This window comes from Acinetobacter sp. SwsAc2 (genome assembly GCF_013391465.1).
Lineage (GTDB): Bacteria > Pseudomonadota > Gammaproteobacteria > Pseudomonadales > Moraxellaceae > Acinetobacter > Acinetobacter johnsonii.
The window spans coordinates 23362-45213 of record NZ_JACBEZ010000001.1; the positions used below are offsets into that span (position 1 = coordinate 23362).

Genomic DNA, 21852 nt, shown 5'->3' on the forward strand with positions numbered 1-21852 from the left:
TTAAAAATCGGCTTTGAGGACGATCCGATAGCGGGCTTTTCCAGAATGTAACCGTTCCAGTGCTTCATTCAACTGTGACATAGGATACAGTTCAATTTGTGGCGCAATGTTTTTACGTGCAGCGAATTTGAGTAGCTGCCGTAATGCAGCAGGGGAGCCAGTGGGTGAACCCGTGATAGATTTTGCTCCAGCAATCAGACTACCTGCATGAAACTTGATGGGCTCAAGGGGCAAGCCTAGCAGATGGATCGTGCCATTCGGTGCCAGCGTACTGATATAGGCAGGCCAATTGAGCGTGACATTCACCGTACTGAGCAATAGATCGAATTTGCCTCGCTGGGTTTTAAGCGCATCCACATCACGGCTATTCACCACATGATCTGCGCCCATGGCCTTGAGCTCGTCAGTTTTGTCGAGGTTCGAGGTGAACGCCGTGATTTCACAGCCCCATCCTCGAAGTAGCTTAATGGCCATATGCCCTAGACCACCAATCCCAATTACCCCGACATGGTGAATGGCTTGAATTTGGTGTTTTAAAATCGGATCAAAAACGGTAATACCGCCACACAATAAAGGACCCGCTGACTCAGGATCCAGCTCTTCAGGTAAAGGAATAATCCACTGCCAACCTGCGCGAACTTTGTCAGCAAAGCCACCTGCATGACCGACGATGGTTGCTGTTGACCCACCTGTACAGAGCACTTGTTGACCCGATACACAGGGGTCACAGTGTTGGCAGCTTTCTGCCGTCCAGCCAATACCGACGCGCTGTCCAAGTTTAAGCCCTTTGGCTTCGGAGCCTAAGCGACTGATGGTGCCAATAATTTCATGACCAGCGACAACGGGATAGACCGAAGAGTTCCATTCATTGTTAATGACCGAAACATCGGAATGGCACAATCCACAATATTCGACTTGGACTTCGACCTGATGTGGTTGCAGTTCACCCGCATCGAATTGATAGGGTTGTAGCGCTGCGCCTGCTTGCATTGCTGCATAGGCACGAATGGTATTATGCGTCATATTCGAGATCCTTATTTTCCTGTTTTTTATGTACTTTTATTTAAAATGACAGCTGTTTTCATGATCATTGACCATACCAACCGCTTGCATAAAGGCATAGCAGGTGGTGGGTCCGACAAATTTAAAACCCTGTTTTTTTAAGGTTTTAGACATATTTTGGCTTTGAGGAGTCTGTGCAGGTGCTGTACGGTAGTCCGGGACATCATTGTTGATTGCGTGTTGCTCGACAAAGTTCCAGAGCCACTCAACGGGGTTGATGCCTTGTTGCTTTAGGGCTTGCCATGCAAGCGCATTGTCACGTATGGCGGTCAGCTTCCCGATATGGCGAATTAAGCCGATATCTTGGACTTTTTCGGCTAAATCTGTATCAGTCAAAGCCGCAATCTGTTCAATGGAATATTGAAAAAACTGGCGATGATAATGTTCACGCTTTTTCAGGACGGTAATCCATGACAGCCCCGCTTGTTGACCTTCGAGGCAGAGCATCGCAAATAACTGCTTTTCATCATGTAGTGGTTTACCCCACTCATGATCATGGTAGTCGATGTAAAGTGGGTCTGAGGAGCACCATCCGCAGCGTTGAGTGGTCATGAACATGCTCCTGATCTTTTTATAGGGTAAAAGGTGCCCATTGGTCGTGTTGATTGTCCCAATAAAACAATTGGGCGTGTTCGAGGTCGGAAAAGTTAATCCAAACATCTTTTCCTGTTTTTTCAGCAAATCCAGTACTGATTAAAAGCGCATCTTCGGTAATTTCCATGATCCAACCTTGGTGGTTTTCTCCAGCCAAAATGATTTTTTGTTGATTGCCTGATTCAGCAAATTCGACCAGACGGTTGATCAACGCTTCTGACATGAAAAATTCCTAAAGTTAACGTAAATAAGGATAGGGATTTACTGCACCACGGCCTTTACCTTGTAAATAAAGTCCATAATGCAAATGTGGGGCTGTGTGCCGTGCATTGCCTGTATTGCCGACATAGCCGATCAGGTCGCCTTTTTTGACATAGTCGCCGACACTTAAGCCGCGTTTATGGTCATCAAGATGAGCATAGTAATGCCAAGTGCCTGCTGGCCCCATAATCCAAACCACTTTACCACCCAAATTGTTATTGCGTAAGTCTGCAACGAGACCTTCTGTGGCAGAAAAAACTTTTGTTCCACGTGGAGCCAGAATGTCGATGCCTTCATGCGTCCGTCCGCTACTGCGAGACGCTCCCCAAGTATCTGTGAGTCCATGACGTTTAATGCCTTGAACGGGTACAGGCAGCTGCTTAGCTAAACGCATGTTTTTCAGCTGTTGGACCTGTGAGGCAGGTAATTGGCTTCCACTCGGCGCAGGCGGCGTGGTACGGCAAGCTGCGAGTAACAGAATCACAAAACTTAAACTGGCAAGCGCAGAAAGGCGAGGCAAACAATAATGCACGAACAATCCTTTATTATTTCAGTGATCTAATTTTAAAGTGTCAGGGTGAACCCAATGCATTACCCAACTATGTCACAGTTGAATTGCCGAGATCAATTTTTTCATCGCAGTTGGGATGCCCATTTCTGTGACGTTTTGTATGTCTAGCCATGTGCTGGCCAATTCTATACTTAAATGTTCGAGTTGATCGGCATCGACTTCAAAGCAAAGCGCTTCCAGTTGCCAAGTGAAATGGGTGAAACTATGCGAAATTTCAGCGCGTTGCGAGACTTGTTTCAGTCCTAGACTTTGGCACAGTTGCGTGAGTTCATCACGATTTTCAAAAATGGGTAAACACCATAAACCGCCCCACAATCCACTATTGGGACGCTGTTGCCACAGCCATTGATTGTGATGGCGCAGCACCAAAATTTGGGCAGACTTCACAGGTACAGCTTTCTTGGGCTTTTTAAAAGGCAATTCAGTTTCTAGCCCTTGCGCATGGGCCTTACAGTGTTGTTGCATTGGGCAATATAAACACAGCGGTTTTTTAGGGGTACAGACGGTTGCCCCCAAATCCATGATGGCTTGGGTATAGTCGTGGTTACGTTCAGTTGGACAGAGTTCAGTGGCCAGTTGCCACATGCTGCGTTCATGCACAGGTTTGCTTAGATCATCCTCAATGGCAAAAAAGCGTGCGAGCACGCGTTTTACGTTGCCATCCATAATGACGCCGTACTGACGTAAACCCAAAGACATCAGTGCACCTGCGGTAGATGGACCAATGCCTGGCAGTTCAATCCAGTCCTCTAAAGTTTGAGGAAAGTGTCCCTGACGTGCCACAACCCCTGCGGCTTTATGTAGATTACGTGCACGGGCATAGTAGCCCAGACCCGCCCAGTAAGGTGCGACCTCATCCCATGATGCTGTCCCTAAAGCTGCAACCGTTGGGAAGCGTTCGATAAAACGCTCGAAGTATTGCAGCACTGTTTTGACTTGGGTCTGTTGCAGCATAATTTCAGACACCCAGACTTTGTAGGGATCATCGGCCACTTGCCATGGCAGGTCATGTCGACCATGAACATCGAACCAAGTCAGTAACGCATCTGAAAAAGAGAAAGGAGACATCTGAGGCACAAGCAAAAAATTCGGCTTAGTATAACGGAATGTCTTTTCTGAGCCTGATTTTTTGCGCAAAAAAAATGGCGCTTACGCGCCATTTAAAACCATAAAAACTTAGTCTTGCGTCATGCCCCAACGTGCATCGAGTTTTAGCTCTTGGTCTTTGTAGCGTGGAATAATATGGATATGTAAGTGTTCAGACACATTCCCAAATATTTCACCATCATTAAAACCAATATGAAAGCCTGAAGGTTGATGACGCAATTGGAGTTCATTGCGTGCCAGTTCTAGCAAAGACATTAAACTTTTACGTTCTTTGTCGGTAATGTCAAAAAATGAGCTCACATGACGTAGAGGGATAATGACACAGTGACCTTTAGACAATGCATTGGGTTCGGGCAAAATTACCCCAAAGTCATTTTTATCAAGCACGTCATATTCATCAAAATTACAATATTGGCAGTGGGTCTCAGTCATTGTTATCTCCTCTAAAATCTAATTATGTATCCTGTTGGATCTGAAAAATCAAATAGTTGAATTCTCAGCTCTAGTTAAGCACTGAGATTGCGTTCTAGCAAGTCATACATTGCATCTAGCCCTTGTCTTTCTGCTTCTGGGTTATAGCCCAAGTCTACGCCATTGGCTTTGGCACGCTCATCGGCCAATGGATTGCTAAAACCGTGCTTCGCATTTTCAAAAATGATGACTTCATGGTCCACTTTTGCCGCATGCATTTCTTCACGGAAGCTGGCAACATCATCCAAAGTAACCATGCTGTCTAACTCACCATGTAAAACTAAAATTTCACCCTGAATTTGACCTTCGACCGCAGGGGCTTTCGGTGCCAATGTGGCGTGGAAAGTCGCCACTGCTTTAAGCGGTGCACCTGAGCGAGCTAAGTCTAAAACCACTTTACCGCCATAACAAAAACCAATCGCCGCCAGTTGAGTGGGATTCACTTCAGGCTGGGCTGCAAGCGTATCTAAACCTGCTTGCGCACGGTTGACGATGGTGTCTGCATCGGCAAAAGTTTGCATCATCCATTCATAGGCTTGTTTGGCATCTGTGGTGACATTTTTGTCGCCGTACATATCAATCGCCAGTGCGGCATAACCGTGTTCAGCCAGTTCGCGAGCACGTTGTTCAGTATATTCATTTCGGCCCCACCATTCGGGTGCAACGATGATACCTGCATGCGGTGTTTGAGAGCTTGGTGCTGCAAAATAACCAACTAAGCGTTGTCCATCGGCGGCGTTATATTGAATTTCTCGAGTTTGAATACTGATTGTCATGCTCAAATCCTGATAGATGATCTGCTCTGATTAAAGCATAAAAACTTTTACAAGGATTTGAAAAATATTCCAATGTATATGAGAAGTGTGAGAAATTATTTTTAAAGGCACACATAAAAAAAAGAAGGATCTGAATCCTTCTTTTTTTTTATTAATAGTCGCGTACTTTAGACTTTGCCACGGGATAAAAATCCGACAATCGCAAGAATCACAGCAATCACCAATAAAATAATCGCAAAGTCTTTGGATAAACCTGCTACGCCGCCAAAACCAAGTAAGCTTGCAATCAGTGCAATCACTGCGAAGATAATCGCCCAACGAAACATAATTTTTCTCCATAGATGTTCTTATTTATTACTCTATTAGTATAGAAACAAGGTTCGGACACATTGTGTTGCTTTTGTTTAAAAAGTGTTCTGTTTGTATTTTAAGTTTATGAATATGATGTAAATATTGACACTTTAGATAGCTCTGAAAGCCATGTGACTATAGGTTATAATAGTGCATTCAGTTTTATTGGCAGTGGTTATGTCCAACGAATTAAGACCAGAGTTTTGGAAGCATTATACGCTCACTGAGCTAAGCTCAGCAGAGTGGGAAGCGTTATGTGATGGTTGTGGTCTGTGCTGTCTGGTGAAACTTGAAGATGAAGAAAGCCAAGAAGTCGCCTATACCAAAGTGGCCTGTAAACTGCTGGACTGTCAAACGGCCAGTTGTCGGGATTATCCGAACCGAAAGCAGCATGTGCCCGATTGTATCCAGCTCACGCCCGAACTTTTAGACACGATTCATTGGTTACCACCGAGCTGTGCTTACCGTCGTCTGCATGAAGGTAAAAATTTGCCCAGATGGCATTATCTGAACACGGGCTCACGTCAAAGTATTCTGAAAGCGAAAAAGTCTGCGGCAGGACGCTGTATTTCTGAAGAAGAGATTCAGGATGATGACATCGAAGACTATATTGTGCGTTGGGTTCGCTAGTCGATAAAAGCACAATCAAATTGCATGAAAAGCTTGTGTCATTTGCCTGAATTTGCCATAACATAAGCATTCGATGAACGCATGATAAGTCCTAGCCCTATGTCCGATAGCAATATTCCACTGCCTGAACGTTTACGCCCGCGTGATTTATCTGAAATTATTGGGCAGGATCACTTATTGGGTGAGCAGGCACCGCTCCGCCAAATGATCGATCAAGGGCATTTGCCATCGATTATTTTTTGGGGGCCGCCAGGCGTGGGGAAAACTACGATTGCTTTACTGCTGGCGCAAGCGATCGACCGACCATTTGTCAGCTTATCTGCACTCAATACGGGTGTTAAAGAGCTCCGTGAGATCATTGCTGATGGCGGAGATTTAATGCCACCTGTGGTGTTTATTGATGAAATTCATCGCTTTAACAAATCACAGCAAGATGCCTTACTGAATGCTGTGGAGAAAGGCAAAATTACCCTCATTGGTGCCACCACCGAAAATCCTTCTTTTGAAGTCAACAGTGCGTTGTTGTCGCGTTGTCAGGTCTATACCTTAAATGCGCTCGATGCCGATGCGATTCAAACTTTATTACTGCAAGCGATTAAGAACGATCCATTTTTAAAAGAGCGTTATATTCAAATTGAAGAATTTGAAGCACTGGTGCAGTTTGCCGCAGGTGATGCCCGCAAAGCCTTGAATTTAATTGAACTGATTGCGGGCACCTTCGAACCTGACGTTGAAAATATCGTGACCAATGCAATGGTGGTCAAAGTTGCACAGCAAAATATCGCCCGTTATGACAAATCGGGTGAGCAGCACTATGATTTGGTGTCAGCTTTTATTAAGTCGATTCGGGGGAGTGATCCCGATGCCACCTTGTATTGGATGGCACGTATGCTCAAAGGCGGTGAAGATCCTGTTTTTATTGCCCGTCGGATGTTGATTGCAGCCTCTGAGGACATTGGCAACTCAAACCCCAATGCACTGCTGCTGGCTGGAGAATGCTTCCGTTCTGTTCAAGCGGTGGGCATGCCAGAGTGTCGAATTATTCTTGGGCAGTGTGCGGTGTATTTGGCGACCAGTGCCAAAAGTAACAGTACTTATCTTGCGATCAACAAAGCTTTGGATTTGGCTGAGAAAACAGCGAATTTACCTGTGCCGTTGCATTTAAGAAATGCTCCGACCAAGTTGATGAAAGAGCAGGGCTATGGCGTCGACTACTTGTATCCGCACAACTATCCAGAGCATTTTGTGATGCAAGAATATTTACCCCCTGAGCTCAAAGGGAGCAAACTGTATGAGTCGGCACGCAATAAGCGTGAGGTTGAGGGTGAGCGTTTACAGCAACGCCGTTGGCAACAAGAGCAGCAACAGCAGCAGTAATAAAAAAGCCTGATGAAAAAATCAGGCTTTTGTTTTTTGAGGCTTAGGATTTAGTCACATTCATTGAGCAGTTTTTTCTTTAAGCACTGTAGCGTTTTATGTTCCGATGTGCGTATTCATCAATTTTAATGCCGCAGGTAACACAGCGGCTAATAAAGCGATTGCCATTGTGATGTTAAAGCTCAAGGCAAAGCGCAGTTTCATCAGATATTGGCGTAAGAAAAGACCACCGACTGCCCAAACCCCGACACATGGAATGGAAACTACCATTAAAATCAGGGCCGCATAAAGAATATCACTGACATGAGGGTTTAAAGCAAAATAAGTGGCAATGGTGCTGATGGAGATAATCCACGCTTTGGGATTGACCCACTGAAAAAGAGCCCCTTGTAGAAAACCCATCGATGGTTTTTGTTCTAATTCGATGTTGAGTGGCCCACTGGACGCGATTTTCCATGCGAGCCACAGCATATAAGCCGTGCCGATTAAACTTAAAATAAATTGGAGCTGGGGCAGGGCCAGAAACACTTGATTTAACCCGATGCCGATGGCGAAGAGTTGCACAGCCACACCAAAGGCAATGCCTAAAACCAGAGGTAGGGTTTTACTGATGCCAAATCGTGCACCAGACAGCATGACCAGTGCATTATTGGGCCCAGGCGTGCAGGTCATTACGACACAGAACAGCAGATAAGAGACAAACAATGAAGCGTTCATAAAGGGGGTGGAGTAATCAAATAACTATCATTTTATTGTTGATCTATCACAATTTGGTTGTATATTGATCGTTAATACTGAGTTTTATGCAATAAATGATTGAATTAGATCGATTAGACCGAAAAATATTGTGTGAGCTTGAGCGCGATGCACATTTAACCAATATTAAACTGGCAGAACGCGTGGGTTTGTCACCTTCGGCCTGTTTACGACGCGTGCAAGAGTTAGAAAGAATTGGTGTGATCCGAGGCTATAAAGCGGTGATTGACCGTTCGCTTTTGGGTGTTGGTTTAACGGTTTATGTGACCATTGGGCTGTCTTGTCACTCAAAAGAAAGCTTGAGTCAGTTTGAGGATGTGATCACTGCAACGGATGAAGTCACAGAATGTCATACCATTACAGGCTCGGTCGAGTATTTGCTCAGGGTTGAAGTGGCAGACATTAAGTCTTATAAAAAGTTTCATACCGATGTTTTAGGAACGATTCCATCCATTAGCTCGATCACCAGTTTTTTGGTGATGGATACCACTAAAAATCGATACACCAATCTATAAAAGCTTAGGTGGAAAGGTAAAAAAACCGAGCGAAATGGCTCGGTTTTTTATCTGAATGCATATAGTTTCGAGGGATCATATCAAACGAGGCGCTTTATCTTTTTAACTAAGCATTGAGTGTTGAATCATTGCTGCACCAAGCTCTTGAAGACTATTCAATTATTTAAAGTTACCCTCTAAAAACTGTTGCAGGCGTTCACTTTTGGGGTGAATCAAAACTTCTTTTGGATCACCTTGTTCTTCAACTTTGCCTTGATCTAAGAAAATGACATGGTTGGACACATGGCGTGCGAAGCCCATTTCATGGGTGACCACAATCATGGTTCGGCCTTCTTCAGCCAAACTTTGCATCACTTTCAACACCTCACCCACCAGTTCAGGATCTAGAGCACTGGTCGGTTCATCAAACAACATCACTTCCGGCTCCATTGCTAAGGCGCGGGCAATTGCGACACGCTGTTGTTGTCCTCCTGACAAAAAAGACGGATATTTCTTTTCGACACTTTCTGCGAGCCCAACTTTTCTTAAATATTTTCGTGCACGCTCTTCCGCCTCACTCCGCTTTAGTCCCAAGACATGAATGGGTCCTTCAATAATATTTTCTAATACCGTCATATGCGACCATAGATTGAAATGTTGAAAGACCATCATCAGTTGGGTGCGCATTTTTTGCAGTTGTTTGGGGTTTGTGGCTTTAAGATCGCCATTTTTATCTAAAGTGGTCTCTAACTGTTCGCCATTGAGCTGAATGCTACCTTGGCTTGGTTGCTCTAGAAAATTGATGCAGCGAAGAAAGGTGCTTTTACCTGAACCCGAGGAACCAATAATGCTAATCACATCACCTGCATGTGCCTCTAGTGAAACCCCTTTTAAGACTTCATGATCGCCAAAACTTTTACAAAGGTCTCGAATCACCAGTTTTGCTGAATGTTCCATTGTTTCTCCTAATGATTCGATGGCTTTAAAAACGCCAGCCAGCGTTGTTCCAATTTACGAAAGATCCAAATGAGGATAAATGCCAGACAGGCATATAGCACAGCGGCAATGCCAAAGGCATCAAACGTGGCATAAGTGGCAGCATTGACATCTCGTGCAATTTTGAGAATATCAGGCACGGTTGCAGTGAAGGCAATGGTGGTTGCATGCAGCATCAAAATGACTTCATTGCCATAAAACGGCAATGCTCGGCGTAGCATCGACGGAATAATAATACGGGTATAGCGTTTCCAAGGCGACATTCCAAAGGCTTTTGCTGCCTCAATTTCGCCGTAGGGAATCGAACGTATGGCCCCTGCAAAAATTTCAGTGGTATAAGCTGCTGTATTGAGTGCAAACGCTAAAATGGTGCAATTAAGCCCCTCTCTAAAAAACTCATCGAGCCGTTCATGGGCATGGACAAATTCAAGGCTATAAATCCCAGTATAAATAATCAGTAGCTGCACATATAAGGGCGTACCACGGAAAATATAAGTAAAAAACCAAACAGGTCCACGTACAAAAGCATGCTCAGAAACTCGAGCAATTGACAAAGGCACAGCCAGAACAAAACCAATCGCAATCGATAAGACCAGTAGCCATGCGGTCATGGCGACCCCAGTCATTTGAAAACCATCGGTCCACAGATAGGACTGCCAGTATTGTTGAATAATTTCAATCATAGTTGTCCCTTTTTCACACCAGCAGAATAACGACGTTCTAGCCACATGAGAATCAAATTCGAAAGGGTGGTAATGGCCAGATAAATGATGGCTGCAACAATACTGAAATAGAACACTTGCATGCTGCTTCGACCTGCATCTTGGGTAATTTTGACGATGTCGGTCAAACCAATTAAGGACACCAAGGCAGTGGCTTTAATCAGGACTTGCCAGTTATTGCCAATTCCTGGTAAGGCAAAACGCATCATTTGTGGAAAGAGGACACGCCTGAAGACTTGAAATGGGGTCATGCCATAGGCATATGCAGCTTCAAGTTGACCTTTGGGGACGGCTTGAAATGCGCCACGGAAGGTTTCCGTAAAATAGGCCCCATAAATAAAGGCTAAAGTAATCACCCCTGCCACAAAGGGATTGATGTCAATTTGCTCCATATGGATCGATTCGGTAATCGAGTTCAATCCAAGTTGCAGGCTATAGAACAACAACAACATGATCACCAGATCAGGAACACTACGAATGAGCGTGGTATAGAGGGTTGCAACATGACGTAAGATTTGAATACGAGAGAGTTTGGCACTTGCCCCAAACAATCCAATAATGATCGAAAGTAGCAGTGATAACAAAGCAAGCTGTATGGTCATCCAAGTGCCACTGAGTAATACGGGACCATAGCCAGACAGAAACATACTCAGTTTCTCCGAGTAAAAATATAAAATTTTATAAATCAGCAGTATCTAAAAAGTGTCGGTGGTGAACCGACACTCTATAAATTAATAAATGCTGAAGGAGAAGTATTTTTTCTCGAGTTTCTTATAGGTACCGTCGGCAATAATTTCAGCTAACGCTTTATCAATATTCTTTTTAAGATCGACATCTTCTTTACGTAAGCCGATTGCAGCCCCTACACCGAGTGTTTTGGCATCGACCACATTATTGCCTGCAAAAGCAAAGCCTTTGCCTTTCGCCGATTTTAGGAAACCAGCATCGACCATAATCGCATCTTGTAATGTTGCATCTAGGCGCCCCGAAACCATGTCTTGGTAAAGCACGTCTTGGTTTGGATAAGGAACCACATTCACACCCTTAGGTGCCCAATAGGCTTTTGCATAGCCTTCTTGAATGGTGCCTTGTTGTACACCCACACGTTTGCCTTTTAAAGAGGTTGGTGTAGGGAGTAAAGGAGAACCTTTCTTTGCAACCATACGGGTAGGCGTGTTGTAAATTTTATTACTAAATGCGATTTGTTTTGCGCGATCCGTAGTGACCGTCATTGAAGACAGAATACCGTCGAATTTCTTCGCTTTGAGCGCAGGAATCATCCCATCAAAGGAATTTTCTACCCAGACACATTTGGCTTTTAATTTGGCACAAATGGCATTGCCTAAGTCGATGTCAAAACCGACCAGCTTATTGTCTGGTGTTTTATATTCAAAAGGTGCATACGCAGATTCTGTGCCAAAACGAATGGTTTTCCATTCTTTTGCTTGGACAGTACTGCTTAGTGCTACGGCTACGAATGTAGTGGAAAGTAGTAATTTTTTTTGCCAGTTTTTCATTTTAAATATAGCCATCCATAAAAAATCAAATCTAGGAAATAAGACGAAGATAGAACTTACCCTACTGAGTACTTTTGAATAAAAGCAACATCTATACCAGCTTTCGGCTCTTAGGAGATCGATGGATCTTGTCGCCATGAGAGATGAGGAAATAAGGGTATTTTTTCGGTTGGAATAATTTTTATCTGAGAACGTCCTGTTCATATGTTTTTATCATATTAAAAAATGAAGTTGAGACATAGCTGAAATATACCTGAAGTCTTGTGCGCTATGACGTACAGGATTGTTGATTTTTTAACAGTGGCTCAGTGTTTTACAAGACTATTTTTCAGTGTTGAATAGCTCACAAATAAACTGAAGTACTGTAATAGCTATGGAGCTGAAAACAAAAAAACCGAGCGTTTAGGCTCGGTTTTCTTGAATCTGTAATTGATTAGATATCAGAAAGGTCGATACCTAAACGTGCAGCAACTTCTTCATAAGCTTCAACCACACCGCCTAAACCTTGGCGGAAACGGTCTTTGTCGAGCTTTTTCTTGGTTTCTTTGTCCCATAGACGACAACCGTCTGGAGAGAACTCATCACCAAGAACAATTCGGTCGTGGAATACACCAAACTCAAGTTTGAAGTCCACAAGTAGCATGCCACCTTGGTCAAATAAGTTTTTAAGCACTTCGTTTACTTGGTAAGTGAGGACTTTCATTTGCTCAAGTTGCTCGGCAGTTGCCCAACCTAAAGCAATTGCTTGAGACTCATTGACCATTGGGTCACCAAGCGCATCATCTTTGAAAAATAATTCAAAAGTCGGCGGGGTTAATTCCTTACCTTCTTCTACACCTAAGCGACGGCATAAAGAACCTGCTGCATAATTACGAATTACACATTCAACAGGGATCATGCTGAGTTTTTTCACTAGAACTTCAGTTGGAGAAAGAAGTTTTTCAAAGTGAGTCTCAATGCCAGCCGCAGCCAATTTATCCATGATAAAGGCGTTAAAACGGTTGTTCACCTTACCTTTACGATCTAGTTGTTCGATCTTTTCACCATTGAATGCCGAAGCATCATCACGAAAGACTAAAATCAGGTGGTCTGCACTGTCTGTTTCATAGACAGATTTCGCTTTACCAGTATAGAGCAAGGTTTGTTTTAACATGAGGGAACCTTTTTCAAAAAAAAATGCCTAGTACGACTAGGCTGGCCAATTTTGGTAAATCTGGGTTAACAATTCTGTGGCTTTTTCAGGCGCTGCAAAACTGTTATCGGCATTGAACACAGCGAGGTTATTGCTGCTGCCGACCGCGGTTAGTCTTAACACATAGACCTGTTGATCGATTTTAATGGTTGCTTCATAACCATTTTTGCTTTGACCAACAATTTGATGGTTGAGGCTGCTGAGGGTGGCAAGCGTATATTGCCAAATTGTAGCAGAATTTCCCTCAATTTTGAGCAGCGGATTCTTATTTCCGTCAATAATCAATTGAGGGCGGCTCACAGCTGTATCAACTGTTTCCGTTGATTCTGCATTCGACATGACTTGAGCAGCTTGAGGGCGCGGCATTGCAAAACGGTTTCCGCGCTTATTTTCAAGTACAGGTGCATGTTCAAGAGCGAGCGCTTCAACCGTTGGAGCTGGATACAACGGCGTTGCAGGTCGAACCATAGAGCCTTCAGGGTACTTAAGAGGTTCTAAGGTTGCTGTTTCTTTATAGTCCAAACTACCGTTATTGACTGCAAGGGAACTACAACCCGCTAAACTGACAACTGAAAGTGCGAGAGTAAGACCTAAACTTAATTGCATATTGATGTGCTCTTTATTTAATGACACCCGCTGTTGTGAGTGCTTCACGGAGCGGTGTGCGATATTGTTCTGCAAGTGGTGTTAATGGTAAACGAATACCCGTTTCGATTAACTCCATTTCATGAAGTGCCCATTTCACAGGAATTGGGTTTGATTCGCAAAATAGAATTTCGTGTAAATTTGCAACTTGGGTATTTAGGTTTTCAGCTTGTTCAGCTTCGCCTGCCAGTGCTGCCGCACAAACATCGCTCATTTCTTTTGGGGCAACGTTCGCAGTCACAGAAATATTACCTTTTGCTCCCGACAGAATCAGTTGATAAGCCGTTGCATCATCACCTGAATAGACGGTCATCGCTTTGCCAGCAAGGCCTTCGAGCAGTGCTTGGCCACGAGGGACATCACCTGTGGCATCTTTAATGCCCACAATTTGAGGAATATCGGCCAAACGAATGACCGTTTCATTCGCCATATCGACACCTGTACGACCAGGTACGTTATACAGAATTTGAGGAAGATCAACAGCTTCAGCAATAGCTTTATAGTGTTGATATAAGCCTTCTTGAGTCGGTTTATTATAATAAGGGGTAACCAGAAGAGCAGCATCTGCACCGAGTTCTTTGGCTTCTTTCGTCAACTCGATGGCTTCACGCGTTGAATTCGCGCCAGTCCCCGCAATAATCGGGATACGTTTGTTGGCGACACGAATGATTTCTTTAATCACTTGTGTATGCTCTTTCATGCTTAGAGTAGACGCTTCACCCGTTGTACCGACAGCAACAATGCTATTTGTGCCTTGTGCGATGTGCCACTCAACGAGCTTCTCTAGACCCTTCCAATCTACGCTGCCATCTTCAAACATAGGGGTGACGATTGCGACAATTGAGCCTTGGATGGTCTGTGCTTGCTGAGTCATTTTAAAAAAATATCCTATTTGTCCATCCAGTTAGGCCAGAAAAACATAAGATTGGATGGGTGCGTATTTTAATTTATAGCATTTTCAAAGCGCTGATGCATTGAATAATGCTTATGCAAATTATGAACGAACACAACATGAAGAACAATATGCTTTAGTCAAAGTGTATAAAAACTTTATCTTTCGCTACAAAAATACAGCTTGTTCAAATGGTAGACAAAGAAATGCTTTTCATTTTGCATCTGAAAAGGGCATTTTGCATAACCTATGGCCGTGGATTGAGGTATTTAAAGAAAGAATCTCTTCATCTCAATCGAGCATTAGAAGCCGATCAAATTGAATATTGGGTTATAAGCTTCTATAAACGTCAGGATTTTGCATGATTATACGAGTTCTCTAAGTATGTGTGACATCGTCCTTTTAACGTTATAGATCAATGTCCAGTATTTTGTTCTATATTCTATCTTCGCTTCAATTTGCCACAATACCCATTGCACTCAAGGCTGCGGTCATTTAATTTTGACCCGCGAGGATGAATACTGTTTTATAAATTAAGCTATGCTTGGCCTTCGAGCGCAGAACTAAAAGGACAGAGAAGAATGCAGAAGAATATGGCATTGATTGTGGTGGATGTACAAAATGGTTTTACGCCTGGTGGAAATTTAGCGGTAGCAGGATCAGATCAAATTATTCCTAAAATTAATCAGTTGGCTGATTATTTTGACACTATTATACTCACCCAAGATTGGCATCCCGAAAATCATATTTCTTTTGCAGACAATCACCCCGATCAACAAGCCTTTCAAACGATTGAATTAGACTACGGCACACAAGTGCTCTGGCCACGTCACTGTGTACAAGGCACACAAGATGCTGAACTGCATCCTGATCTCGACCTTGCCAAAGCGCAGTTGATCATTCGTAAAGGATGTCATACTCACATTGATAGTTATTCTGCTTTTTTAGAAGCGGATCACAAAACCCAGACGGGACTCGCAGGCTATTTAAGAGAGCGTGGGATTGATACCGTGTTTATTGTTGGGATTGCAACTGACTTTTGTGTGGCATGGACGGCAATAGATGCCTGTAAACTCGGTTTTCAAACTTATGTGATTGCCGATGCCACCAAAGGCATTGATTTACACGGCTCTTTACAACATGCATGGCAAGAAATGCTAGCCCATGGTGTGAAACGTCTGTATTGCAAAGATATTGTGCATCAATATGCCGTGAACTGATGCGCCGAACCAATCGGTTCACCTCAATTACCAATATCGACATTATAAACACATGCAGTAGGGAAAGGTCATGGGCACTTTTTTAAAATTTACCGCTTGGATTCAAAAAACCTTTGCCCTGTGGGTGGTGTTATTTGCAGGCATTGCGCTCCTAAGCCCTGAAACTTTTGTCTGGATGAAGGCTTATATCACGTGGATGTTAGGGCTGATCATGTTTGGTATGGGCATGACCATGACACTGGAAGATTTTAAAGGGGTGATGCAAAGTCCTAAAGCGGTTGCAATTGGGGTAGCGGCTCAGTTTGTGGTGATGCCAAGCGTGGCTTATCTGCTGTGCTTATTATTTCGCTTGCCGACTGAAATTGCGATCGGGGTGATTTTGGTGGGTTGCTGTCCGGGTGGCACAGCATCTAATGTGATTACTTATATGGCGAAAGGCAATACGGCTTTGTCTGTCGCATGTACCACGGTATCGACCTTATTGGCGCCTGTGTTGACTCCCGCGATTTTCTATCTGTTGGCCAGCCAATGGATTGAAATTAATGCATGGTCGATGCTGAGTTCAATTTTGCAGGTGGTGCTGTTCCCGATTATTTTAGGGCTGGTGGTACGTGCCGTGCTGAAACAGAAAGTTGAAAGCTATATTCGGTGATGCCCTTAATTTCTGTAGTGGCGATTGTGCTGATTGTGGCGGCTATTATTGGCGGCTCAAAAGCACAAATTTTAGAATCAGGCTTATTGATTTTAGCTGTGGTGGCATTACATAACGCGATTGGTTATTTACTTGGCTTTGCAGCAGCACGGATGTTTCACTTGCCACATACCGACTGTAAAGCGGTTTCGATTGAGGTCGGTATGCAAAACTCAGGACTAGGCGTGGCTTTGGCTGCCGTGCATTTTGCTGCTTCGCCAATTACGGCGGTACCCAGTGCGATCTTTAGTTTGTGGCATAACATTTCAGGGCCAATTTTAGCCAGTTATTGGGCCTCGAAAGCAGACGCCACAGCCAAGGAAAAAAGTGAAAAGGAACATATGTCGGTTTGAATACTGTACGCTGTTGCAGCTTTAAGCATAAAGTCAGGATGAATTTTCTATTTGGCATAAGGTTGTAACTAAACTGTCATAAAGACTACCTAACATCCCTGCCAAACACTTCATAACAGACTGTTGCAAACAGCATTGAGAGGGTATGGATAATTTTCAGCATTCATCGGCGACGTATTTTAACCGAGAGCTATCGTTATTTGAGTTTCATCAGCGGGTTTTAGCACAAGCATTAGATCCGAGTTTGCCTGTGCTGGAGCGCTTAACTTTTTTAATTATTTTTTCACGTAATTTAGATGAGTTTTTTGAAATTCGTATTGCAGGCTTGATGAAACAACGCGATATGAATGTGATAGCACGAACCCCTGATGCTGTTCCCACTGAAGTGATATTAGAAGATCTGTCCCAATCCATTCATCGTGCCGTCAAAAAACAGTTTGAAGTGTTAAATCATTCGATTTTGCCTGAGTTACAAGCGCAAGGTATTCAGTTCATCCAGTTCCAAGACATTTTAGAAAAACATAAAGCGTGGATTGCAGAATATTTTGCCAAAGAAATTCAACCCGTTTTGACCCCAATCAGCTTAGATCCGTCACACCCTTTTCCTCGCCTCGTGAATAAAAGCCTGAATTTCATTGTGAGTTTACAAGGTAAAGATGCTTTTGGACGAAGCATTGAGATGGCGATTGTCCCAGCGCCGCGCTCATTACCGCGTTTAATTCAGATGCCGAAAAACGTGGCAGGCAATACTGACACGCAGATTTTTTTAACCGCAATGATTCAGCAGCACATCAGCGATCTGTTTCCAGGGATGAAAGCCACGGGTTGTTATGCTTTTCGTGTGACGCGTAATGCAGATCTGATATTGTCGGAAGATGTTGATGATTTGGCGGTGGCACTGAAAGATGAGTTGTCGTCACGCCGTTTTGGTCGCGCGGTGCGTTTAGAAATCGAGGATGACTGTCCCGAAGCGGTGATTGATTATTTGCTCAAGGAGTTTGATTTAACTGAGCAGGAGCTTTATCGCATTGATGGGCCAATCAATCTTTCACGCCTCAGCACCAGTTGTGACCGACCTGAATTAAAGCATCCAGTTTTTATTCCAGTCATTCCCAAAGTTTTGCGTAAGCAAAAAAGTACCTTTGATACCTTAAAAGTACAGGATGTGTTGTTGCATCATCCTTTTGATTCTTTTCAGCCTGTGATTGGTTTATTAAAAGAAGCAGCGAAAGACCCAAATGTGCTGGCGATTAAACAAACGCTCTACCGCAGTGGGCCTGACTCTGAAATTGTACAGGTCTTGGCAGAAGCAGCACGAAATGGCAAGGAAGTCACAGCCGTGATTGAGTTGCGTGCGCGTTTTGATGAAGAGTCGAACATTACCGTGGCCAATATTTTGCAAGAAGCTGGGGCGGTGGTGGTGTATGGCATTGTCGGTTATAAAACCCATGCCAAAATGATTTTGATTGTACGCCGTGAAAATGCCCAGTTGATCCGCTATGCCCATCTGGGCACAGGCAATTATCATGCGGGCAATGCCCGTATGTATACCGATTATGGCCTGATGACTACACAACCTGATATTTGTGAAGATGTACACCGTATGTTCCAAGAGCTGACGGGAATGGGCAAAATGGCCAAATTGAAGGCGTTGTTACATGCGCCTTTTACGTTACACAGTGAACTGTTAAAACTGATTGAGCAAGAAATTCAGTTTGCACAAGCCGGTCAAAAGGCGCGTATCATCATTAAAGTCAATGCCTTAACGGAACCTCAGTTAATTGCTGCACTGTATCGTGCGTCTCAAGCGGGGGTTCAGGTCGATCTGATTATCCGTTCGATCTGCTGTTTGATTCCACAGGTCCAAGGCATGTCTGAGAATATCCGAGTGCGTTCGATTGTGGGCCGTTTTTTGGAACATACCCGCGTGTATTGTTTTGAGCATGGCGGTGAGAAAAAGCTGTACTGTGCCAGCGCAGACTGGATGGGGCGTAATTTATTTTCGAGGGTGGAAACCTGCTTTCCAATATTAGATCGCGCTTTGAAAAAGCAGATTTATAAAGACGGATTAATCAGTTACTTAAATGATTGTTTGAATGCTTGGGAGCTACAAGCTGATGGTCATTGGCTTAAAGTAGCTTGTACCGATCCAGAGCAAAGGTATAGTGCGCAGCAACATTTGATTGCGCAGAAACAACTTAAAATTTAACAGTTGTCATAAAAAAGCCTGACATGCGTCAGGCTTTTTTATGATTGAACCTAATTAAGAGGCTTTAGATTGTTTTGCTTTTAAAATTTCCGTTCTTAAGCTTTGCGCCAACTCTGCAGACTCCGCACCCATGCCATTGACCATAAAGGCATGACGGGTCAAGACATTGGTTGGATTAGGTAAATTTACCAATTGGTAACTTTCAGAGATGTCTTTCAATAATTCGTTACTTAAATGTACGGCACTTTCTTTGGCAGACAACTGTTGGACCAAACGCTCAGCAGCTTGATTCGCAGACAGTTGCATTGCATCGACTGCAGTTGAAATGCCACAACGTGTTTGCAAAACAAAGCGCTTTTCTTCGCGGTAACGTTTATACAAAACCTCAGAAAGCAGTTGGAATACACTGCTGACCATCATTAAACATGGCACTGCATTAGGTGTGTCTGTCGACATGCTGAGGGTGGCACCATGCTCATTAAAGGATTGAACTGTAGTGATGTCCGAGCTGTTGAGTTTGTAGTGTTTTAAACAAAGTTCTGTGCTTTTATTGAGGAAAATCTGACACAAATTAAAGTATGGAATAGACACGGTTGTATTCACCGAGTCCATCAACTGTTTCGGGTCATAAAATTGAATATTGAGCGCAACCGAATGATTATCCACGATCACGGGTTTTTGTTCTTTAGGTTTCGCACTGGTTTTGATTTGTTGTTGTGCTTGAGCAATCGCGACCGCCGTATGATGTTTTTCCTGTTCAAGCGTTTGGGTTAAAACTTGAATTTCATGTTTTAAGCGGGATTCATTATTGATCCGTGCCAAATATTCGGTACGGCTTGGGCGCGCAATGGCGCGATAAGCTAACCACAGTAAACCATGAATCGCTAAGGACAATAAAATCGCTAACCACTGAGTACGTAAAATCTCACCCATACTTGGTTTAATGAGCGTGATTTCAATGCTACCCACTTTCTTTTCATTTTGCAGCGCATCACGGACAAACACTTCGCCATCACGTGTTCGAACTTGGCCACCTGTCGCCAAGACTTGATTGTTGGCATCCAAAATACGAATGGAAGCTACGCTTGGGTTGGTCGCATAGCGATCCACCAAAAGCGCAAGGGAAACCGTGTTGGCAGGCTCCAGCTCTGCAAGACTGTCTGTGACCAATTGAGAGGTCATCAGTTGGCCTTGGTTGGCACGGTTTTCATTCAGTTGATGAGTCGTTGCCAATACCAATAAAAAGGTATGTAAAGCAAAACTTACAATTAATAGGCTAGCAAATAGCCCTTGTCTAGGCGCATTCAACGTAAACTTCCAAAGAAAATATATTCAATTTCGATTATGATTCTAACAATAGTCGTAGCTCAGACCCGAGTCAATTCATGCGAGAAATCATTCTTATTTCATTTTTAGGACCAGACCAACCTAATCAGTTCACTCGATTAATGCAGGTATTGTCCACTCATTCATTACAAATTTTAGATGTCGGACAAGCAGTTATTCATAACCAATTGACCTTAGGTATTGTTATTTCTTCAGATGACCAAACTGCAACAGCTTTGGCCATGAAGGAAATTCTGATTTTAGCACATGAAATTGGTTTAACTGTACGTTTTAAACCAATCACTACAACTGAATATGACCAGTGGGTGAGTGAAGGTGGACGGACGCGTTATATCGTCACGGCTTTGGCGCCAGAGCTTGAAGCGTCTCACTTACAAGCAGTTACAAATATTGTGTCCAACCAAGGTTTCAACATCGAAACCGTGACCCGTCTGTCTGGTCGTCCAGTCTTAAATGGCGAAGTCGATGGGCCGAAACGCGCCTGTGTTCAATTCGGTTTAAGTGGTCAAATGCTGGATGCCGCAGCCATGCGTGCAGCTTGTTTACGTTTGTCACATGAACTGAATGTCGATGTAGCGGTACAAGAAGACAATGCCTACCGTCGTAACCGCCGTTTGGTGTGTTTTGACATGGACTCGACTTTAATCGAGCAAGAAGTGATTGATGAGTTGGCGATTGAAGCGGGTGTCGGCGCACAAGTCGCTGAAATCACCGAACGTGCAATGCAGGGTGAGCTAGATTTCCAGCAAAGCTTCCGTGCACGTGTCGCACTGCTCAAAGGGATGGATGCCTCTGTCCTACCTAAAATTGCAGAACGTCTGACCGTTACAGAAGGTGCTGAACGCTTAATTTCAACTTTAAAAGCATTAGGCTACCGCACGGCTATCTTGTCGGGTGGTTTTCAGTACTTTGCAGAGTATCTACAAGCCAAACTTGGTATTGACGAAGTTCATGCCAATGTCCTAGACGTTGACAATGGGTTGGTGACGGGCGAAGTTAAAGGTCACATTGTCGATGGTGCACGTAAGGCATTATTATTACGTGAGTTAGCCGATAAGATGGGCATTTCTCTTGAGCAGGCGATTGCAGTAGGAGATGGTGCGAACGATTTACCGATGTTGTCGATTGCTGGCCTAGGTGTAGCTTTCCGTGCGAAACCGCTGGTGAGACAAAACGCTAATCAAGCCATTTCAAGTGTCGGCTTAGATGGGGTGTTGTATTTATTGGGTGTGCACGATAAAGACTTAAATCGTGCTTAAAGCATCTCTGTGTTATTAAAAACGCAGCCTTTGAGCTGCGTTTTTTTGTTGCAAATTTAAGCGAAAAATGATGAGCGGTCAGTGAAAAATGTCGATAAAAACAACGATCAACAGAATTGGAAAAAATATTTTTAAGCGCTGAAAATACGGGTTTTATTTTGTAATGACACGCCAAGACTGAGCGCGTCTTTGTTTTGGAAAAGTTCAAATCTAAAAAAATGTAATGACAATATAATATGGCGACAAGGTATGTCGCATTCTAAAAATACAAGCCTTTTTTTCTTTTCAAAACTGCTCATAATGCATACATAGAGTTTGAAAGCTACACAATCCATTAATTTTAAACGGTATCGGGGATG

Annotated in this window: 23 protein-coding genes and 1 pseudogene; 7 read left to right on the forward strand and 17 right to left on the reverse strand. The window is 43.6% G+C overall.

Annotation, left to right across the window (positions count from 1 at the left end):
• The 8 genes from HYI04_RS00095 to HYI04_RS00130 form a co-directional block, all read right to left on the reverse strand.
• Positions 1 to 1023, reverse strand: a complete 1023-nt coding sequence (locus HYI04_RS00095; RefSeq protein ID WP_178895718.1) for an NAD(P)-dependent alcohol dehydrogenase — start codon at positions 1021 to 1023, stop codon at positions 1 to 3.
• 36 nt (positions 1024 to 1059) lie between these two features.
• Positions 1060 to 1614, reverse strand: a complete 555-nt coding sequence (locus HYI04_RS00100) for a DNA-3-methyladenine glycosylase I (protein ID WP_178895719.1) — start codon at positions 1612 to 1614, stop codon at positions 1060 to 1062.
• Positions 1615 to 1633: 19 nt separating this feature from the next.
• Positions 1634 to 1879 carry a hypothetical protein gene (locus tag HYI04_RS00105; protein ID WP_178895720.1) on the reverse strand — a complete coding sequence of 82 codons (246 nt, stop codon included), beginning with the start codon at positions 1877 to 1879 and terminating at the stop codon, positions 1634 to 1636.
• 15 nt (positions 1880 to 1894) lie between these two features.
• Positions 1895 to 2437: a M23 family metallopeptidase gene (locus HYI04_RS00110; RefSeq protein ID WP_178895795.1), complete on the reverse strand. Its 543-nt coding sequence runs from the start codon at positions 2435 to 2437 to the stop codon at positions 1895 to 1897.
• A gap of 84 nt (positions 2438 to 2521) precedes the next feature.
• On the reverse strand, positions 2522 to 3556 hold the full coding sequence (mutY, locus tag HYI04_RS00115) for an A/G-specific adenine glycosylase (protein ID WP_178895721.1): 1035 nt from the start codon (positions 3554 to 3556) through the stop codon (positions 2522 to 2524).
• Positions 3557 to 3664: 108 nt separating this feature from the next.
• Positions 3665 to 4027 (reverse strand): HIT family protein, encoded by a 363-nt coding sequence (locus HYI04_RS00120; RefSeq protein WP_114837612.1) that lies wholly within the window; start codon positions 4025 to 4027, stop codon positions 3665 to 3667.
• A gap of 74 nt (positions 4028 to 4101) precedes the next feature.
• Positions 4102 to 4842 carry a dienelactone hydrolase family protein gene (locus HYI04_RS00125; RefSeq protein ID WP_178895722.1) on the reverse strand — a complete coding sequence of 247 codons (741 nt, stop codon included), beginning with the start codon at positions 4840 to 4842 and terminating at the stop codon, positions 4102 to 4104.
• A gap of 167 nt (positions 4843 to 5009) precedes the next feature.
• Positions 5010 to 5168: a DUF1328 domain-containing protein gene (locus tag HYI04_RS00130; protein ID WP_004647174.1), complete on the reverse strand. Its 159-nt coding sequence runs from the start codon at positions 5166 to 5168 to the stop codon at positions 5010 to 5012.
• Positions 5169 to 5370: 202 nt separating this feature from the next.
• Here HYI04_RS00130 and HYI04_RS00135 point away from each other — a divergent pair, with 202 nt between their 5' ends.
• Together HYI04_RS00135 and HYI04_RS00140 are read left to right on the forward strand one after the other, a co-directional pair.
• On the forward strand, positions 5371 to 5823 hold the full coding sequence (locus HYI04_RS00135; protein WP_178895723.1) for a YcgN family cysteine cluster protein: 453 nt from the start codon (positions 5371 to 5373) through the stop codon (positions 5821 to 5823).
• 99 nt (positions 5824 to 5922) lie between these two features.
• Positions 5923 to 7200 (forward strand): replication-associated recombination protein A, encoded by a 1278-nt coding sequence (locus HYI04_RS00140; protein WP_178895724.1) that lies wholly within the window; start codon positions 5923 to 5925, stop codon positions 7198 to 7200.
• 96 nt (positions 7201 to 7296) lie between these two features.
• Here HYI04_RS00140 and HYI04_RS00145 read toward each other — a convergent pair whose 3' ends face one another.
• Positions 7297 to 7917, reverse strand: a complete 621-nt coding sequence (locus HYI04_RS00145) for a LysE family translocator (RefSeq protein ID WP_178895725.1) — start codon at positions 7915 to 7917, stop codon at positions 7297 to 7299.
• 95 nt (positions 7918 to 8012) lie between these two features.
• On the opposite strand from HYI04_RS00145, the gene HYI04_RS00150 reads away from it, so the two are divergent.
• The gene (locus HYI04_RS00150) at positions 8013 to 8471 is read left to right on the forward strand and encodes an Lrp/AsnC family transcriptional regulator (protein ID WP_062032084.1); all 459 of its coding nucleotides are present in this window, start codon (positions 8013 to 8015) and stop codon (positions 8469 to 8471) included.
• 159 nt (positions 8472 to 8630) lie between these two features.
• Here HYI04_RS00150 and HYI04_RS00155 read toward each other — a convergent pair whose 3' ends face one another.
• The 7 genes from HYI04_RS00155 to dapA form a co-directional block, all read right to left on the reverse strand.
• Positions 8631 to 9407 carry an ABC transporter ATP-binding protein gene (locus HYI04_RS00155; RefSeq protein WP_178895726.1) on the reverse strand — a complete coding sequence of 259 codons (777 nt, stop codon included), beginning with the start codon at positions 9405 to 9407 and terminating at the stop codon, positions 8631 to 8633.
• Positions 9408 to 9415: 8 nt separating this feature from the next.
• Positions 9416 to 10129, reverse strand: a complete 714-nt coding sequence (locus HYI04_RS00160; protein ID WP_004691821.1) for an ABC transporter permease — start codon at positions 10127 to 10129, stop codon at positions 9416 to 9418.
• Positions 10126 to 10815 carry an ABC transporter permease gene (locus tag HYI04_RS00165; protein ID WP_178895727.1) on the reverse strand — a complete coding sequence of 230 codons (690 nt, stop codon included), beginning with the start codon at positions 10813 to 10815 and terminating at the stop codon, positions 10126 to 10128. The genes HYI04_RS00160 and HYI04_RS00165 overlap by 4 nt, the downstream gene beginning before the upstream one ends.
• Positions 10816 to 10899: 84 nt before the next feature.
• Positions 10900 to 11685, reverse strand: a complete 786-nt coding sequence (locus HYI04_RS00170) for an ABC transporter substrate-binding protein (RefSeq protein WP_058870557.1) — start codon at positions 11683 to 11685, stop codon at positions 10900 to 10902.
• Positions 11686 to 12118: 433 nt separating this feature from the next.
• Complete coding sequence (gene purC / locus HYI04_RS00175) at positions 12119 to 12838, reverse strand: phosphoribosylaminoimidazolesuccinocarboxamide synthase (RefSeq protein ID WP_004691818.1); 720 nt, start codon at positions 12836 to 12838, stop codon at positions 12119 to 12121.
• A gap of 36 nt (positions 12839 to 12874) precedes the next feature.
• Positions 12875 to 13483: a lipoprotein-34 precursor (NlpB) gene (locus tag HYI04_RS00180; protein WP_178895728.1), complete on the reverse strand. Its 609-nt coding sequence runs from the start codon at positions 13481 to 13483 to the stop codon at positions 12875 to 12877.
• 13 nt (positions 13484 to 13496) lie between these two features.
• Positions 13497 to 14396 (reverse strand): 4-hydroxy-tetrahydrodipicolinate synthase, encoded by a 900-nt coding sequence (gene dapA / locus HYI04_RS00185; protein WP_039890664.1) that lies wholly within the window; start codon positions 14394 to 14396, stop codon positions 13497 to 13499.
• Positions 14397 to 14995: 599 nt separating this feature from the next.
• Between dapA and pncA the strand changes: the two genes are divergently transcribed.
• The 3 genes and pseudogenes from pncA (at position 14996) to ppk1 (ending at position 18887) form a co-directional block, all read left to right on the forward strand.
• On the forward strand, positions 14996 to 15634 hold the full coding sequence (gene pncA / locus HYI04_RS00190) for a bifunctional nicotinamidase/pyrazinamidase (RefSeq protein ID WP_178895729.1): 639 nt from the start codon (positions 14996 to 14998) through the stop codon (positions 15632 to 15634).
• Positions 15635 to 15704: 70 nt separating this feature from the next.
• A pseudogene (locus HYI04_RS00195) lies at positions 15705 to 16678 on the forward strand (bile acid:sodium symporter family protein).
• 145 nt (positions 16679 to 16823) lie between these two features.
• Positions 16824 to 18887 (forward strand): polyphosphate kinase 1, encoded by a 2064-nt coding sequence (ppk1, locus tag HYI04_RS00200; RefSeq protein ID WP_178895730.1) that lies wholly within the window; start codon positions 16824 to 16826, stop codon positions 18885 to 18887.
• A gap of 54 nt (positions 18888 to 18941) precedes the next feature.
• Here ppk1 and HYI04_RS00205 read toward each other — a convergent pair whose 3' ends face one another.
• Positions 18942 to 20195, reverse strand: coding sequence for a hypothetical protein (locus HYI04_RS00205; protein WP_078425126.1), 1254 nt, complete (start codon positions 20193 to 20195; stop codon positions 18942 to 18944).
• 77 nt (positions 20196 to 20272) lie between these two features.
• On the opposite strand from HYI04_RS00205, the gene serB reads away from it, so the two are divergent.
• Entirely contained in the window at positions 20273 to 21493 is a 1221-nt protein-coding gene (gene serB, locus HYI04_RS00210; protein WP_178895731.1) for a phosphoserine phosphatase SerB, read from the forward strand.
• Positions 21494 to 21852: the final 359 nt, after the last annotated feature.

Coding starts and splice junctions, on each gene's coding strand:
- HYI04_RS00095 (WP_178895718.1), bottom strand. CDS start 1,023: ATGACGCATAATACCATTCGTGCCTATGCAGCAATGCAAGCAGGCGCA.
- HYI04_RS00100 (WP_178895719.1), bottom strand. CDS start 1,614: ATGACCACTCAACGCTGCGGATGGTGCTCCTCAGACCCACTTTACATC.
- HYI04_RS00105 (WP_178895720.1), bottom strand. CDS start 1,879: ATGTCAGAAGCGTTGATCAACCGTCTGGTCGAATTTGCTGAATCAGGC.
- mutY (WP_178895721.1), bottom strand. CDS start 3,556: ATGTCTCCTTTCTCTTTTTCAGATGCGTTACTGACTTGGTTCGATGTT.
- HYI04_RS00120 (WP_114837612.1), bottom strand. CDS start 4,027: ATGACTGAGACCCACTGCCAATATTGTAATTTTGATGAATATGACGTG.
- HYI04_RS00125 (WP_178895722.1), bottom strand. CDS start 4,842: ATGACAATCAGTATTCAAACTCGAGAAATTCAATATAACGCCGCCGAT.
- HYI04_RS00130 (WP_004647174.1), bottom strand. CDS start 5,168: ATGTTTCGTTGGGCGATTATCTTCGCAGTGATTGCACTGATTGCAAGC.
- HYI04_RS00135 (WP_178895723.1), top strand. CDS start 5,371: ATGTCCAACGAATTAAGACCAGAGTTTTGGAAGCATTATACGCTCACT.
- HYI04_RS00140 (WP_178895724.1), top strand. CDS start 5,923: ATGTCCGATAGCAATATTCCACTGCCTGAACGTTTACGCCCGCGTGAT.
- HYI04_RS00145 (WP_178895725.1), bottom strand. CDS start 7,917: ATGAACGCTTCATTGTTTGTCTCTTATCTGCTGTTCTGTGTCGTAATG.
- HYI04_RS00150 (WP_062032084.1), top strand. CDS start 8,013: ATGATTGAATTAGATCGATTAGACCGAAAAATATTGTGTGAGCTTGAG.
- HYI04_RS00155 (WP_178895726.1), bottom strand. CDS start 9,407: ATGGAACATTCAGCAAAACTGGTGATTCGAGACCTTTGTAAAAGTTTT.
- HYI04_RS00160 (WP_004691821.1), bottom strand. CDS start 10,129: ATGATTGAAATTATTCAACAATACTGGCAGTCCTATCTGTGGACCGAT.
- HYI04_RS00165 (WP_178895727.1), bottom strand. CDS start 10,815: ATGTTTCTGTCTGGCTATGGTCCCGTATTACTCAGTGGCACTTGGATG.
- HYI04_RS00170 (WP_058870557.1), bottom strand. CDS start 11,685: ATGAAAAACTGGCAAAAAAAATTACTACTTTCCACTACATTCGTAGCC.
- purC (WP_004691818.1), bottom strand. CDS start 12,838: ATGTTAAAACAAACCTTGCTCTATACTGGTAAAGCGAAATCTGTCTAT.
- HYI04_RS00180 (WP_178895728.1), bottom strand. CDS start 13,483: ATGCAATTAAGTTTAGGTCTTACTCTCGCACTTTCAGTTGTCAGTTTA.
- dapA (WP_039890664.1), bottom strand. CDS start 14,396: ATGACTCAGCAAGCACAGACCATCCAAGGCTCAATTGTCGCAATCGTC.
- pncA (WP_178895729.1), top strand. CDS start 14,996: ATGCAGAAGAATATGGCATTGATTGTGGTGGATGTACAAAATGGTTTT.
- ppk1 (WP_178895730.1), top strand. CDS start 16,824: ATGGATAATTTTCAGCATTCATCGGCGACGTATTTTAACCGAGAGCTA.
- serB (WP_178895731.1), top strand. CDS start 20,273: ATGCGAGAAATCATTCTTATTTCATTTTTAGGACCAGACCAACCTAAT.